General features: G+C 65.2%; 14 protein-coding genes. 7 read left to right on the top strand and 7 right to left on the bottom strand.

Annotated features, from left to right (window positions below; translation table 11 throughout):
- Window positions 1–58: 58 nt before the first annotated feature.
- Complete coding sequence (locus tag ABIC17_RS04575; RefSeq protein ID WP_354279601.1) at window positions 59–2,536, bottom strand: TonB-dependent receptor domain-containing protein; 2,478 nt, start codon at window positions 2,534–2,536, stop codon at window positions 59–61.
- Between the two features lie 153 nt (window positions 2,537–2,689).
- Here ABIC17_RS04575 and ABIC17_RS04570 point away from each other — a divergent pair, with 153 nt between their 5' ends.
- A complete protein-coding gene (locus ABIC17_RS04570; protein ID WP_354279600.1) occupies window positions 2,690–4,018 on the top strand; it encodes an MFS transporter in 1,329 nt (442 codons plus the stop codon).
- Here ABIC17_RS04570 and ABIC17_RS04565 read toward each other — a convergent pair whose 3' ends face one another.
- The 3 genes from ABIC17_RS04565 to ABIC17_RS04555 all read right to left on the bottom strand — a co-directional run bounded on the left by ABIC17_RS04565 (window position 4,019) and on the right by ABIC17_RS04555 (window position 6,957).
- Window positions 4,019–5,026, bottom strand: coding sequence for a LacI family DNA-binding transcriptional regulator (locus tag ABIC17_RS04565; protein ID WP_354279598.1), 1,008 nt, complete (start codon window positions 5,024–5,026; stop codon window positions 4,019–4,021).
- 179 nt (window positions 5,027–5,205) lie between these two features.
- Entirely contained in the window at window positions 5,206–6,510 is a 1,305-nt protein-coding gene (locus ABIC17_RS04560) for an OmpP1/FadL family transporter (protein WP_354279596.1), read from the bottom strand.
- A gap of 36 nt (window positions 6,511–6,546) precedes the next feature.
- Window positions 6,547–6,957: a DUF2147 domain-containing protein gene (locus ABIC17_RS04555; protein ID WP_354279594.1), complete on the bottom strand. Its 411-nt coding sequence runs from the start codon at window positions 6,955–6,957 to the stop codon at window positions 6,547–6,549.
- Window positions 6,958–7,342: 385 nt separating this feature from the next.
- On the opposite strand from ABIC17_RS04555, the gene ABIC17_RS04550 reads away from it, so the two are divergent.
- Complete coding sequence (locus ABIC17_RS04550; RefSeq protein WP_354279593.1) at window positions 7,343–7,753, top strand: MerR family transcriptional regulator; 411 nt, start codon at window positions 7,343–7,345, stop codon at window positions 7,751–7,753.
- Window positions 7,754–7,799: 46 nt separating this feature from the next.
- Here ABIC17_RS04550 and ABIC17_RS04545 read toward each other — a convergent pair whose 3' ends face one another.
- Entirely contained in the window at window positions 7,800–8,726 is a 927-nt protein-coding gene (locus ABIC17_RS04545; protein WP_354279592.1) for a cytochrome c, read from the bottom strand.
- A gap of 151 nt (window positions 8,727–8,877) precedes the next feature.
- Between ABIC17_RS04545 and ABIC17_RS04540 the strand changes: the two genes are divergently transcribed.
- The 4 genes from ABIC17_RS04540 to dinB are packed head-to-tail and all read left to right on the top strand — an operon-like array spanning window position 8,878 to window position 13,098.
- The gene (locus ABIC17_RS04540; RefSeq protein ID WP_502958408.1) at window positions 8,878–10,074 is read left to right on the top strand and encodes an 8-amino-7-oxononanoate synthase; all 1,197 of its coding nucleotides are present in this window, start codon (window positions 8,878–8,880) and stop codon (window positions 10,072–10,074) included.
- Window positions 10,071–10,700, top strand: coding sequence for a dethiobiotin synthase (gene bioD, locus ABIC17_RS04535; RefSeq protein WP_354279590.1), 630 nt, complete (start codon window positions 10,071–10,073; stop codon window positions 10,698–10,700). Before ABIC17_RS04540 ends, bioD begins: the two co-directional genes overlap by 4 nt.
- A complete protein-coding gene (locus ABIC17_RS04530) occupies window positions 10,697–11,953 on the top strand; it encodes an adenosylmethionine--8-amino-7-oxononanoate transaminase (RefSeq protein ID WP_354279589.1) in 1,257 nt (418 codons plus the stop codon). Before bioD ends, ABIC17_RS04530 begins: the two co-directional genes overlap by 4 nt.
- Before the next feature lie 59 nt (window positions 11,954–12,012).
- Complete coding sequence (gene dinB / locus ABIC17_RS04525) at window positions 12,013–13,098, top strand: DNA polymerase IV (RefSeq protein WP_354279588.1); 1,086 nt, start codon at window positions 12,013–12,015, stop codon at window positions 13,096–13,098.
- Window positions 13,099–13,104: 6 nt separating this feature from the next.
- Here dinB and ABIC17_RS04520 read toward each other — a convergent pair whose 3' ends face one another.
- Window positions 13,105–13,746 (bottom strand): hypothetical protein, encoded by a 642-nt coding sequence (locus tag ABIC17_RS04520; RefSeq protein WP_354279586.1) that lies wholly within the window; start codon window positions 13,744–13,746, stop codon window positions 13,105–13,107.
- A gap of 214 nt (window positions 13,747–13,960) precedes the next feature.
- Between ABIC17_RS04520 and ABIC17_RS04515 the strand changes: the two genes are divergently transcribed.
- A complete protein-coding gene (locus ABIC17_RS04515; RefSeq protein WP_354279584.1) occupies window positions 13,961–14,680 on the top strand; it encodes a PEPxxWA-CTERM sorting domain-containing protein in 720 nt (239 codons plus the stop codon).
- 27 nt (window positions 14,681–14,707) lie between these two features.
- Here the strand turns inward: ABIC17_RS04515 and ABIC17_RS04510 are convergent, their stop codons facing one another.
- Window positions 14,708–15,241, bottom strand: a complete 534-nt coding sequence (locus ABIC17_RS04510) for a retropepsin-like aspartic protease family protein (protein WP_354279582.1) — start codon at window positions 15,239–15,241, stop codon at window positions 14,708–14,710.
- Between the last annotated feature and the right edge of the window lie 8 nt (window positions 15,242–15,249).

The raw sequence follows: 15,249 nt of genomic DNA, 5'->3' as shown, positions 1-15,249 counted from the left end.
ACTGGGGAGGAAAGGCCAATCGGCCCGAACGCACGGGGGCACGCCCGGGCCGTCCGGTTCAGAAGTCGAGCCTGACCGCCGCCGACACGGTCCGCCCGTTGATCGACCGCGCGCGAACGATGCCGTTGGTCGGGATCGACGCTTCCTCCGCTTCTGTAAAGCCCTTGGTATCAAACAGGTTATTCGCATTGATCGAGACCTGGACGCGCTCGACCGGGCGCACGCTGAGGAAGGCGTTGACCTGGGTGAAGCCCGGCAGCTTCAACTGGTTGGTGTCCTGCGCATAGCTCGACGTGGTGCCGATCGCGCTCGCGCCGACCGTGAACAGCCCGGTCGTATATTGCGGGGTCACCTTGTAGACGAACTCCGCCTGCCGCCGCGGACGATTGCCGATCACCGCGGGGGTGACGTTGTCGCTGATGATCTTCGCCTTGGTGAACGTCCCGTTGGCCGCGAGGCTGAACCCGCCGATGCGATAATTCCCCTCAAGCTCAACACCGTAGGCGCGATAGGTGCGGTCGAAGAACGCCTGGCTGGTCGCCTCGAAATTCTGCTCCGCGGTCTTTGCCCAGAAGGCGGTGCCGTACAGGTTCAATCCGGCGTTGCTGTATTTCACCCCGCCTTCCGCTTGCCGGACGAAATCGACCGGACGCGCGCCGGGCTGCAGCCGGCCGGACAGCGGGCTGACGTTGTTCGCATTGAACAGGAACCGGTCCGCATTGGCACGACCACCGCGGCTGTAGCGCGCGAAGATCGAGAGGTCGCTCGCCAAGCGATAATTCGCGCCAAACGAATAGGATGCATAGTGAAAGTTGTAATTGACCGGCTGCGGGCTGTTGATCGGCAGGATCGTCGTCTGCGTCTCGGGGTAGGAAATCGTGCCGTTGCCATCGACGTCGAAGCTCGTCACCGGACCATCGCCGATGACGAAGCCGCGCGCGCTCCCGGTGTCGTACCGGATGCTGGCATCGACGTTCAGGCCGCCGCCGGTATAGCCGATCGATGCGAACGGCGCGTTGGTGTCGTAATCGACATTGTAGCTGCGACGGCAGCAATTACCGAAATAGGACGCGCCGTACGCGACCAGTCCATTGTCGGTCCGCGACAGGCCGGTTGCGGTCTGCACGTTGAGCAGCGCGGCGTTGTTGCCTTGCGCATCAAGCAGATAGGACGACCAGGTCCAGTCGATGTCGATCGTCTGGCGCGACTTGTAGAAACCCGCCGAGAAATCGACCGTCCCCGCCCCCGCGTCGAACCGGCGGTTGACGCGCAGGTCGTTGGTGATGTTGTTCAGGCTGTTGAGCTTGGAATTGAACAGCACGACCCCGATCGCGTTCGACGTCGTCGGGTTGGCGTAAAGCTGCCCTGCATTGGGTCCGTTGGCATAGCGAACGATCGCGCCCGGGCCACCGATCGCATTGGCAAGGTTCTGCGCGGTATCGACGCTCGCCGGGAACGGCGAGATGAAGCGACCGGAAATGTCTGAATAACGGAACTTGTCACTTACTTTCCACCCGTCGGCGACCTCGAACTCGGTTTCGAAGCCGACCGCCTTGACGACCGGGTGCATCCCGTCGCGAATGTCGTCGACCTCGCGGTTGTTGGCACCATCGAGCGTGACCGCGCGGGTGAAATAGATGCTGTGGATCGTGTCGTTATTGGCGCTAAGGCCCGGCAGCGAGGTATATTTCGGGTCGCTGTTGCTCCCCGTCACACGGACCGGGCTCGGCAGATAGGCGATCGCGCGGTCGTCGAGATATTTGACGTTGAGGCGGAAAAAGCCGCGATCGAAGGTCTTGGTGATGTTGCCGCGGATCTGGCCGCCCTTGTTGCCGTCATAGCCCGCGCGCCGCGGCCCTTCCCCGACGCGGTAGAAACCGCCGACGTTGAAGCGCAGCGTATCGCTCAGCTTGCCGCCGTAATCGGCATCGATCCGGTATTCGCCGTAATCGAGCCCGACCGTTCCCTGGATCGAGCCGCCCTCCTGCTCGCCGGTCTTGGAGATGAGGTTGATCACGCCGCCGGGCGAATTGGACGCGAAGGTCGATGCCGAGCCGCCGCGTACCGCTTCGACCCGCGCGACATTGAAGTCCGCGCGCAGGAAGATGTCGGTGTTCGCGAAGGCGATGTCGCCATATTCAAGGATCGGCAGGCCGTCTTCCTGGAGTTGCAGGAACTTGGCACCGCCCGAGGCGACCGGTAGGCCGCGCACCGCGATGTTGGCATTGCCCTCGCCGCCCGACGATTCCGAGCGAATACCGGGCAGGCTGCGGAACAGTTCGGCGGCGGAGCGGGGTGCTGCATTGGCGATCGCGTCGCTGTTGATCGAGCTGACAGAGACCGAACTGTCGAGCCGGTTCTGCCCACGCGCGACCGCGGTGACGATGATGTCGTCGCCGCCCGCTGCAGGGGTATCGGGGGCGGTATCGGCGACCGGATCGGCAGACGGGCTGGCCGCTGGCGCTTGCTGGGCATAGGCTGGGGCGGCAACCATCAACGCGGTCGTCGCAAGGAAAAGGGTGCGCCCTTTGAACATATCACTCTCCTGGAACAGCATGGCCGTTTGTTCGGCTCGATCCGGACCTATTCCACTCTCGCAAACGATTGCAAGAGGAATTTGCAATCGTTTGCGTGGGGCGCTACAGCGCGTTGCAGGACGGCAACAGTTCGTCGATGGGGAGAGTGAGACGTGACCAGCGTATCGGTCGGCAAGGTACATCTGTCCTTCGCCCGTATCCTGCAGATGAACCTCGGTTTTCTCGGACTGCAATTCAGCTTCGGGCTGCAGCAAAGCAACATGGGGCCGATCTACAGCTACCTCGGCGCGGACGAGGGCAGCATGCCGCTGCTGTGGCTCGCGGGGCCGATGACCGGGCTGATCATCCAGCCGCTGATCGGCGCGATGAGCGATCGCACCCGCACCCGACTCGGGCGGCGCACCCCCTATTTCCTCGTCGGCGCGATCCTGTGCAGCCTTTGCCTCTTTGCGATGCCGTACAGCCGCACGTTGTGGATGGCGGCAAGCCTGCTCTGGGTGCTCGACGCCGCGAACAACGTTACGATGGAGCCGTATCGCGCCTATGTCAGCGACCGGCTCGACGAGACGCAACGCCCCCTCGGCTTCCTGACGCAAAGCGCGTTCACCGGGCTCGCGCAGACGCTGTCCTATCTCGCGCCGTCCTTGCTGGTGTGGTGGGGGATCAACAAGGACGCGCTCGACAGCAACGGCATCCCCGAAATCACGCGAATCAGCTTCCTGATCGGCGCGGTGCTGTCGATCACCACGATCCTCTGGTCGGTGTGGCGCGTCCCCGAATTGCCGCTGACGCCCGAGGAGGACGCCGCGATCACCGCCGACCCGTTGTCACTGCGCTCGACCCTGGGCGGGCTTGCCGCGGCGATCCGCGACATGCCCCCAACGATGCGGCAGCTTGCGGTGGCGATGCTGTTCCAGTGGTTCGGAATGTTCTGTTACTGGCAATATGTCGTGCTCGCGCTCGCGCGTGGCGTCTTCGACACTAGCGACCCGACCAGCGTCGGCTTTCGCGATGCGGGGCTGCTCAACGGGCAGCTTGGCGCGTTCTACAATCTCGTCGCCTGCATCGCGGCGTTTGCGATGGTGCCGTTCGCACGCCGCTTTGGCGCGCGACCGATCCACGCCGTCGCAATGGTCGCCTCGGGTCTGGCGATGATGACGATCGCATCGACCGGGTCGATCCCGTTGCTCGTGGTCGCGATGGTCGGGGTCGGGATCGGCTGGGGCAGCCTGATGGGCAATCCCTATCTGATGCTCGCCAACGCCATCCCGGCTGAGCGGACCGGGGTGTATATGGGCATCTTCAACATGTTCATCGTCATCCCGATGATGGTCGAGATCCTGTTTGTGTGGCTCGCCTATCGTCCGCTGCTGGGGGGCGATCCGCGCAACGTGCTGCTGCTGGGCGGCGGGATGATGCTGGCGGCGGCGGTGGCGACTTGGTTCGTCCGTACGCCGGACCCCCGCCCCGCGCGCGCGTGATCAGGCGGAGGCGCGCAGGATCAGTTCGGGCTGCATCGCGACCGACTCCACGTCTTCGCCCGCGATCCGCCGGAACAGCAGGTCGACCATCGTCACTGCGCCGCGTTCGACATCCTGCCGCACCGTCGTCAGCGGGGGATTGGTGTGCATCGCGATCACCACGTCGTCATAGCCGACGACGCCGACGTCCTGCGGCACGCGCTTTCCGCGTCCCGTCAGTGCGCGGAGCGCGCTCATCGCGATGACGTCTGACGCCGCGACGATGCCATCCGGGGAGGCATGGCTCGCAAGATACTGCTCGATCGCGCTGAACGACGCTTCGCTGGTCAGGTGCACCGGCACCAGCGCGGCCTGCTCGCTCCCTGCCGCCGCCAGCGCCTGCTGGAACCCGGCGTAGCGCGCGGCGAATTCAGGAACGTCGGTGTTGCCGAAGAAGGCCAACCGCCGCCGCCCTTGCGCAAGCAGATGCTCCGCCGCGATCCGCCCGCCCGCGATATTGTCGGTACCGACGGTGATCTGCGTCTTGTCGCGCATGTCCGCCCCCCACACGACGATCGGGCGATAGCGTTTGGCGACGCGCTCGATCGCGTCGATCTGGTTCGACTGGCCCACCACGATCACGCCATCGACGCGTCCGGCATCGACGATCGCGTCGAGCCAGCGATCGTCCTTCGGAATCACCCGCGACAACAACAGGTCGAGACCGCGATCCGCAATCGCATCCGCGAGCGGCCCCAGCAGGCTCATGAAGAACGGATCGGACAAATGCTGTTCGGCCTCGTGCCCAAGCGGCAGGACGACGCCGATCGCGCCGGTCCGCCCGAGGCGGAAATTGCGCGCGGCCTGATTGACCTGAAAGCCATGCTCGCTCGCCAGCGCGACGATGCGTTCGCGCGTGGCCTTGGCAATCACGGTGTTCCCGGCAAGCGACCGGGACACGGTGGCGACCGAAACGCCGGCCAGTTCGGCAAGTTCAGCGAGAGTAGAGACGGTTGGGGTCACAGGCATTGGTGCCTTGTGCCGTGCGGAAACCGAAACGCCAACACGTGTTGTTGCGGGCGTCGGACACATTCCCGGTTCGGGACTCCCGCCACCTAAATGTTGTCTTGCATTGGCCGGAAGCGGAAGGCTGCCGTCCGCTTCGGCCTGAACCATGGCGGGGAAGCGTCAGCCTCCCCGCCCGTTGGTCAGAAGGTGATGCGACCGCCCATCGACAGCACGACGGCATGCGCGTTTTTCAGCAGGCCGTTGGTGATGATTGGCATCTGTGCCGCCGTGCCGGCATAGGCCGCGGTGTTGCGGTCGATCGTCGTGTCGCTGAAGTCGACGTAGCTGGCAGCCGCGTCGAGCGCGATGTGCGGGGTCAACTGATAGCTTCCGCCCGCCGCATACGTCCAGCGGTTGGCATCGGGCACGCGTGCGTCACGCAGGCCGTCCTGCGTCGGGGTGATCGTGCGCTGGAGACCGGCACGGACCGTCGCCTTGGGGCCGAGCGCATAATCGACGCCGCCCGCGAGGCTCCAGCTGTCGCGGTAATTCTCAGGGATTGCGACGTTGAGCGGTGCGCCGAGCCGGATCGCATCGAACTTGCTCCAGTTATACGCGACGACCTGCGCGTTGAGCGTCAGCGCGTTGGTCGCTTTCAGGCGACCCGCGACCATCACCTGCCCCGGGGTGCGGAACTTCGCCTGCACGTCCGACAGCGACCGGTTCGACGCGGCGAGCGGGCCGGTGAGATTGTAGATGTTGAGCTCGCCGGTCACCGTATGCTCGATGCTCGACTTGTAGCTGATGCCGACGGTGGCGATGTCGTTGTGGAGCTGGACGCCCGCGGTCCAGCCGAAGTCCCAGCCCTTGCCCTTCAGCGTCTGCGTGCCGTCCGGCAACGACGCGAGCACGTTGGGGAGCTGGTTGCTGAGGAAGGCGTCGGTGAACTCGACGTTGAGCGCGCCACCGACGCGGAGCCAGTCGGTCAGCACGACACCGACCGACGGCTGGATGTCGATCGTACGCAACCGCGTCTTGTCCGCGCTGTAGCGCGTCCAGCTGTTCGCGTCGTAATCGGTGGTAAAGCTGAACGGCGAGGTGACCGCGAGACCGATCGCGATCCGGTCGGTGATAGGATAGGCGATCGCGCCGCTCGGCAGGACGCCACTGTTGATCGGATCGCGCGAGACCGAAGTGCCGCCAACTGGCGCGAACGCCTGTCCCGGGCGGCGGATCAGCGTGCCGTTGTCGATCACGTCGCCCTTGGGCAGGATCGCGGTCGCGCTGACCGCAGCTTCCGCGCTGGTGATGCCGGCGATTGCGGCGGGATTCCACCACAAGGATGCAGGGCCGGTATCGGCGGCTTCACCCGAGAACGCACGGCCGGCACCGCGCGCGGACTGTGCCTCGAGGTAAAAAGCATCGGCGTGCGCGACACCGGCGAACCCGATCGACGAGACAAGCGCGGTCGCGCCCAGCAGCGGGGTTTTGAAACGAATTGGCATTGGGTAATCCTGTACTGATAAGCGGGGAGGAAAGCGTCAGCGCACGCGCGTCCAAGTCTGTGTCTTGCACAGCGGGAAGAAGACGCAGCCGCGCAATTTCAACTGGTTGGTACCGACGGGCGTGATCTTGCCATTGTAGGTCTTGCCATCGTCGGCATTGTAGACCTGACCGTTGCTCCACACCCCGTCTGCGTCGGGCTTGAAACCGGTCAGGAACAGCATCCCTTCGATCGGGCGGCTGCGCAGCGTCACATTGGAGTTTCTGGCGTCCTTCATCCCCGGATTGGCGCGGAGCGCATCCGACGTCACGATCCGGCCACAGATCGACGCACCACACCGTGCGATTTCCACGATGGCATTGTGCGTTTCGGTCTTCCAGCGACCGATCACAGTATCGGTAGCCAGCGGTGCTCCGGCGAGCAGCGCGCTGATGATCAGCAGGGACATCCTCTATCCTCTCCAACTTGGCTGTCACCCGGTCGGGTGTACGGCCACGGACGTTTCCGGTTGGACGCCGCATGTGTGCGGTCATCCATTCCTGTTCGACTCGCGTCTTATGCGCGAGACCGATGCCGTATACGGCATGTCCCTATTCGCCTATAAGGATGAGCAACGGCGTCAAGGTTTCTTGAGGATTGCGAACAAGATAGACAGGGAACGTGATGTTTCGGCAACGCCACACGGCCCAACCAAGCCGTCGGCCGATCCGCGTGCAGATGGCGTTTCCCTTATGGTCGCAAATCCGCAACAGTCTGATTCAAGACGCGAAGCGCGCTGCGATCCCCACCGGACCGGTGCGACATCACCCCCTGCGCGTCATCGGAGGAGCGGATTGGACGACCGGCAGGAACTGACGGGAATCAATGCGGTTGCGCGGATGCTGGACATCACGCCGCGGACGTTGCGCTTCTATGAGGACCGCGGGCTGATCACGCCCGGACGAGTAGGTACGATCCGTGTCTATACGAAGCGCGAAATCGCGCGGATGCAATTGATCCTGCGCGGCAAGCGGCTTGGATTTACGCTCGCAGACATCACCGAATTCCTCGACCTGTACGACGCCGACCCACAGCACGTCGAACAGATGCGCGCGCTGGCGGAACGCTGTCGCGAACGGATCGACCGGCTGGACGCGCAGCGCGAGGCGATCGCCGAGACGCTGGGGGAATTGGAGAAGATTGAGGCGCAGGCGCTCGAACGGATCGCGGGGGCGACGCGCAAGTCGAAGTGCTCGGGTGGATGATGAGCTTCTTCACATCTGCGATGCCCAGCCGCGTTGCGCGTACCCTTCACCTGCCCTGGCTTGAACGCATCCCTTTCCCAGCAGGACGGTCGCGCCCCGTAAAGTAGGTTGCAATCGCTGCGATGTCGGCGGGCGGCAGCTTGGCAAGGCTGCGTGATACCGCAGCCATCGGTCCCGCAGCCGTACCGCGATGGTGGCTTTTCCCGGTCGACAGATAGGCGACGAACTCCGCATGCGCCCACGGGGATTTACGCGTACCGGTCTTACGCAGTGGCGGCGCGGCCCAGCCGTCGATTGATCCGCCCGCATAGGCGTGCGCACGTTGCTCCGTGCCAAGCATGCCGCGCGGCGTGTGGCACGCGCCGCATTGACCGAGCCCCTCGGCAAGATAGGCCCCGCGATTCCATTCGGCACTCTGCCTGGCGTCGGCGACGAAGCGTTCAGGCCGGAAGAACAGCAGTTTCCAGCCCGCCTGCAACGCACGGATGTTGAGCGGGAACGGGATCGTCGTGCTCTCTTCCTTGGCGACGACCGGCGGGCGCGTCATGACATAGGCGTACAGCGCGGTCACATCGGCGTCGGTCAGCTTGCTGAAATGATCATAGGGAAACGCGGGGAACAGATGCGCGCCGTCCCGCCGGACACCGTGCCGCATCGCGCGCTCGAATGCCCGCTCCGACCATCCGCCGATGCCGGTCTTGGGATCGGGCGTGATGTTGGTCGAGTAGATCGTCCCGAATTGCGTCTTGATCGCGTAACCGCCCGCATAGGGCTGCCCGCCGCGCGCGGTGTGACAACTCGCGCAATAGCCGGCATTGGCAAGCACCGCCCCCTTGGCAACAAGCGCGGGCGTGAAGCGGGACACAGGCGGTGGCGGGATCTTGGCGATCGAGGGACGCCACGCGAAGACACCGAATCCGACCGTTGCGAGGACGACGAACGCCACAAGGACAATTACGAAACGTCTCAGCATATTGGCGACGCATCCATCGATATCCCCTTCGCGTGTGGCGTACGCTGGACGATGCATCTACCTGCAACGGACCAACGTCCAGCGATAGATGCCCGTCCTTTCGCGTGGATACGGACAGATTGCGGACCGGGACGGACAAGGATTTGAACGATTGACGACAGTGCATTGGAATACCCAGATAAAGCACGACGCCACTGACATCGGGCCAGTCTCACCCGACGCGCGATCGTTTTGGGGCGAGCATCGTCAGGACCTCCGCGCGATCGACCAACAGGCGCGTCTGCGGCGACTCCAGCCGCGAACGGGCGTGGATTTTTCGTCCAACGACTATCTCGCCCTGTCGAGGTCGCAGCGATTGCGCGACGCGGTCGGCGCGGCGCTCGCGCGGGGGGTTTCGATCGGATCGGGCGGATCGCGGCTGCTACGTGGCAACGATCCCGAGCATGAAGCGCTGGAAGCCGAAGCAGCGACGTTCTTCGGGAGCGAGACCGCGCTGTTCTTTGCCAGCGGGTTTGCGGCCAATGCGGCGTTGCTGGCGACCCTCCCCCAGCGGGGAGACCTGGTCGTCCACGACGCGCTGGTCCACGCCAGTGCGTATGAGGGGATGCGGCTCGGCCGCGCCGAAACGCGCTCGGCTACGCATAACGACGCCGACGCAATCGAGTCTGTCATCGCGCAGTGGCGATCGACCGGCGGCACGGGACGACCATGGATTGCGGTCGAGAGCCTGTACAGCATGGACGGGGACCGCGCGCCGCTCGCCGACCTGCTGGACGTGGCGACGCGGCACGACGGGATACTGCTGATCGACGAAGCGCATGCGACCGGCGTGTTCGGTACCGACGGGCGCGGGCTTGCAGGAAGTCTGGAGGGACGCGAGAACGTCGTCACCTTGCGGACGTGCGGCAAGGCGCTCGGCAGCGAAGGCGCTTTGCTGTGCGGCCCTGCGATCGCGCGCGATTTCCTCGTCAACCGCGCGCGCGGCTTCATCTTCTCGACCGCACCCTCTCCGCTCATGGCGAGCGCGGTCCGCGAAGGCTTGCGGATGCTGACCGACGAGCCGGAACGCCGCACGCGTCTGGCGGCGTTGGTAGCGCATGCGGAGCACATCCTTGCGCCGTGCGGCGTCACGCCGACCGGATCGCAGATCCTGCCGCTGATGATCGGCGACGACGCCGCGACGATGCGCGTGGCGGCAGCGGTCCAGACGGCCGGGTTCGACATTCGCGGGATACGCCCACCGACCGTCCCGGCGGGAACCGCACGTCTGCGCATTTCGCTGACGCTCAACGTGGACGAGGCCGACATCGACCGCCTCGCTGAAACCTTGCGGGAGATCCTGCCGTGACTGCCCCGACCTTCATCGTCACCGGAACCGACACCGACGTCGGCAAGACCGTCTTCGCCGCCGCACTCGCGGGCGCGTTACGTGCGCACTATTGGAAGCCGGTGCAGGCCGGGCTCGACCCGCGCAGCGACGCCGACAGTGTAGCGGCCTTGTCCGGGTTGCCCGCGGCGCAGATCCTGCCCGAAGCGTATCGGCTCGCCACGCCGTGCTCGCCGCATCGCGCAGCGGCGATCGACGGGGTGACGATCACGCTCGACCGGCTCGCGCTACCCGACGTCGCAGGGCCGCTGGTGGTCGAGGGTGCGGGCGGCGTGCTGGTGCCGGTCACCCCCGACCTGCTATTTGCGGATTTGTTCTCGCATTGGGGCCGCCCCGTCGTGCTGGTCGCGCGGACCGGGCTGGGGACGATCAACCACAGTCTGTTGTCGATAGAAGCGCTGCGCGCGCGCGGCGTGGCCATCCATGGGATCGCGTTCATCGGCGATTCCGAACCCGACAGCGAAGCGACGATCGCGCGGATCGGTAAGGTCAAGCGGCTGGGGCGGCTTCCGCGGCTCGAAACCCTGGATGCGACCACACTCGCTGCCGCGTTTGCCGAGCAGTTCGATGTGGCGGCGTTCCGGTGAGCGGCTCCCCGATTTGGCACCCGTTCACGCAGCACGGGCTGGGCGAGCCGATCCCGCGCGTCACCCATGCCGAGGGCGCGATCCTCTACACCGAGGATGGACGACGGATCGTCGATGCGATCTCGTCCTGGTGGGTGACGACGCACGGCCATTGCCACCCGCGCATCATGGCCGCGATCGCCGAACAGGCGCAGCGGCTCGACCAGATCATCTTTGCTGGCTGGACGCATGAACCTGCAGAGACGCTCGCGCGCGGGCTCGTCGCGATGCTGCCGCCTGCGCTCAGTCGCGTGTTCTTCTCAGATTCTGGCTCGACCAGCGTAGAAGTCGCCCTCAAGATGGCGCTCGGCTTCTGGGCCAATCGCGGGACCCCACGCGACCGGATCTTGGTGCTAGAACATAGCTATCACGGCGATACGATCGGCGCGATGTCCGTAGGCGCGCGCGGCGTGTTCAATCAGGCGTATGGCGCGCTGCTGTTCGACGTGGGGACGATCCCTTTCCCCGCGGCGGGGCGCGAACAGGCGACGCTGGATGCACTGGAAGCGGCCTGTCGGCACCAACCCGCCGCGTTCATCGTCGAGCCGCTCGTACTCGGCGCAGGCGGAATGCTGTTCTATCCGGCATGGGTACTGGCGGAGATGCGCGCGATCTGCGCGCGGTACGACGTGCTGTTCATCGCGGACGAAGTGATGACCGGATGGGGCCGCACCGGCACGCTGCTGGCGTGCGAACAAGCGGGCGTCGTGCCCGATATCCTGTGCCTGTCGAAGGGATTGACCGGCGGCGCGGTACCGCTCGCGGTGACGCTGGCGACCGAGCCGATCTACGACGCGCATTTCTCGACCGATCGGTCGAAGATGTTCTTCCACTCGTCGAGCTACACCGCCAACCCGATCGCCTGCGCCGCAGCCAACGCCAATCTCGCAGTATGGCGCGAAGAGCCGGTGCTCGACCGCGTCGCCGATCTGGCCGCACGGCAAGCGGCGCATCTCGCGTCGCTTGCTGACCATCGCAATGTTCGCGGTGCGCGCACGCTGGGGACGATCACGGCCGTCGATCTGGTCGATCCGGCGGGGGGCGGATATCTGTCCAACCTCGGCCCTGCCTTGCTCAAGCGGTTTCGCGATGCGGACCTTCTGCTGCGGCCGCTCGGCAATACGGTGTATGTCATGCCGCCCTATTCGATCAGGCCAGCCGATCTCGACCGGGTCCATGCCGCAATTGGCGAGGCGGCGGACACATTGGGGTGACGCGCCGATCGCTGCGCTAAACTGTTCCCCTTCCGTTCGTTATGACCTATTAGGCGCGCATGGAGCCCCCGCCCCGCAAGATCATCCACGTCGACATGGATGCGTTCTTCGCCTCGGTCGAACAGCGTGACGATCCGTCGCTGCGCGGGAAGCCGATCGCGGTGGGCCATGCCGCCGCACGCGGTGTGGTCGCCGCGGCCAGCTATGAGGCGCGCGTTTTTGGGGTACGGTCGGCGCTGCCGTCGGTCACCGCGTTGCGGCGCTGCCCCGATCTGGTGTTCGTGCCGCCGCGCTTCGACGTCTACAAACAGGTCTCGCGACAGATCCAGGCGATCTTCCGCGAGTACACCCCGCTCGTCCAGCCGCTGTCGCTCGACGAGGCGTATCTCGACGTCACTGCGAACTTGCAGGGCCTGCCGACCGCCTGGGCGACCGCCAAGGCAATCCGCGCACGGATCCTCGAGGAGACGGGGCTCACGGCGTCCGCCGGCATTTCGTACAACAAGTTCCTCGCCAAGCTCGCGTCCGACCAGCGCAAGCCCAATGGCCAGTTCGCGGTCACGCCCGACATGGGGGCGGCGTGGGTCGAGACCTTGCCGGTCGCGCGCTTCCATGGCGTCGGGCCGGTGACGGCCAAAAAGATGCACGCGCTGGGGATCACGACCGGTGCGGACCTGCGCGACAAGTCGATCGACTTCCTGCGCGCAAATTTCGGCAATGCCGCCGACTGGTATCACGCGATCGCGCGCGGCGAGGATCACCGCCCCGTCGATCCCGACCGCATCCGCAAGTCCTCTGGCTCGGAAACGACCTTCAACCGCGACCTGCTCGACCCGGTCGAGATCGAGGCGGGGGTACAGGAGATGGCGGACGACGTGTGGGGCTGGTGCGAAAAGGCGCAGGCCTATGGGCGGACCGTGACGGTGAAGGTCAAATACACCGACTTCCAACAGATCACGCGCAGCCGGACCTACCCCTATGCGATCGACACCGCCGAGAAGCTCAGCGCCGCCAGCCGCGACCTCATTCGCTCGGTCCTGCCGCCGACCAAGGGGATCCGACTGGTCGGCGTGACGGTATCGACCTTCGACACGCTGTCGGACGGTCCCGCCGCGCTACCCTTGTTTGGCGACGACGGCAGCTGATCCCGTTCAGAACAGCCAGTTGCTCCACTGCCCGACCGGGACCCAGTCCTTGTCGCGACGCTGGAACGCGTAGGTCGTACCCCAATGTTCGATGTTGACCGTGACGAAGCCCAGGTCGTCCGACCAGACCGGGTCCGATACGACGTATTTCAGGTAACATTTGCGCGAAAGCCGCACGAACGGCCACCACCGTGCATCGACTCGCGGCACATTGAAACCGCCGGGCAAGTCGACCGTCCTCGTTTGCCCGGTGCGGGACTGCACCATGGCGGCGTTGTTCAACCGTTGCTGATCCAGATAGGCGAGCGTCGGAGTGGTGTTGGTAGGGTCGGGGATATGCGCGGGCTTGTTGACGATCGTATCCTGATAGATCTGCCGCGTCGTCAGCGCAGCACTCGACCGCAGCGGCGCAACCGTGTGCCACGCGAGCGGACGCCGTGATGGCGCTGGGGCAACCGCCATTGTCGCGAAGATCGCGAGCGGTTTGCCGTTGGTGCGATTGTCGACGCAGATCGCATTGCCGTCGTCGGTCAGGATCTTGAGCGTGGCCCGCACGAGTTTCTGCGAATCGTCATACGGCGGCTGAGGCGTTCCGGCGCATCCGCCGATGCCGAACGCGATTCCGACTGCGATCCCCGCTGAAATCATCGCACGATGCGCGGTGCCAATACGGTTTCGATGCTGCTCAATCACAATCGGGTTGCCGCATATCTAAAGCTCCATTTCGCTACAGACACGCTGCTTTCTCCTCCGAAATCAGCGCATTGGTTGTCGGCTTACGCGAAACGAAACGCGTCCCACAGGGGGAATCGCTGCGATCAAATTTGTCGCAATCGAATACGCAATTGCATATAGGGGAAATATGGCTGAGCAAGTATCCGATTTCAAACGCGGCGAAAACAAGGCCCGCGCGCTTACGGTCGGCGTGTTGAGCACGACCTTCCTGATCGCAGCGATGGCGCCGCAGAACACGCGTGCGGTGTTTATCACCGACGGCGGTCTGCCCAAGGCGTTTACCGCGACGCTCGCCTCGAACGGCGCCGGAATGCGTAGCGGTATCGGCCCCGGTAGCCTCTCCACGCGGAATGCCAGCTATCTCTCGGGTCTCGCCGACCCGCGCGCGCCCGGCGCTGATCGCGGAACACGCCGGTCGCAGGTGCCACCCGCCGGGTTCGTACTCGGCGCACGCCCGTTGCCGCCGGTAGCGCCAGGCGGCGGTGCACCGGGGGCCGTCGGCCCGGTCGCAGAAACCCCCGCTCCGCTACCGCCAGTCGAAGTCGCAAGCGTGGGAACCGGTGGCACAGGACCCACCGCCGGAGGCCAACCGTTTGCTCCCGTCATTCAGCAGCCGGGGTCGGGGTCGTCGGGCTTTGCGGGCACTACGCCCGGCGGCGGAACACCCGGCACGCCGGGTTCGGGCACGCCCGGTGCGGGAAATCCCGGAACCGGTACCGATACGCCAACGCCTGCGCCGGCCGTACCGGAGCCTTCGACCTGGGTAATGCTGCTCAGCGGGTTCCTGGTGGTGGGGTCTGCGTTGCGGATGGCCCGTCGGACGCGCCGCGCGACGATCTCGGCCTGACCCGAACCGCGTTCGGGCCCGGCGGAATCAGTTCAGTTCGAGCTGGTTACCCGAAATCGTGACTGGCCCCAGTTGTGACAGCAAGTCCTGGCCCAGCAACGAAACCTTCAGTCCCCGTCGCACCACCGCCGCATCGACGTCCGCGACGGTGTGGCCCGCAATTGCGACCCGATCGAGCGTGACGCGATCGATCGCCGATGGGCCGGCTGCGGTTTCCATGACGGAATGGCGCGACGTCGCACCGCGCGGCGCACCGACCCGAGCCGCATCGGCCGGGGTCAGCACGATCATTGTAGCGCCGGTATCCAGCAGGAAGCGCACCTTCACTCCGTTGACCCGCCCGATCACGTAGAAAAGCCCGTCGGGTGCGCGGCTGTAGCGATGGTTCAGCGTAGTTGCCGGATCAACCAATGCGCGGGGCGGTGCCGCGGCCACGATGCGTGCCGTACGCGCGGACGGCTTCACTTTGTGGGGGGGCGGGTGCGCACTGAACGACAAACCGACAAACGCCAGCACACCGACCAGGCCGGGCATCGCCAATACTGCCTTGAGTGCCAACATGACACTGC

Source organism: Sphingomonas sp. PvP056 (genome assembly GCF_040549155.1).
Classification (GTDB): Bacteria; Pseudomonadota; Alphaproteobacteria; order Sphingomonadales; family Sphingomonadaceae; genus Sphingomonas.
The sequence above is the reverse complement of the archived record's forward strand: the minus strand, read 5'-3'. Positions and strand labels throughout refer to the sequence as shown.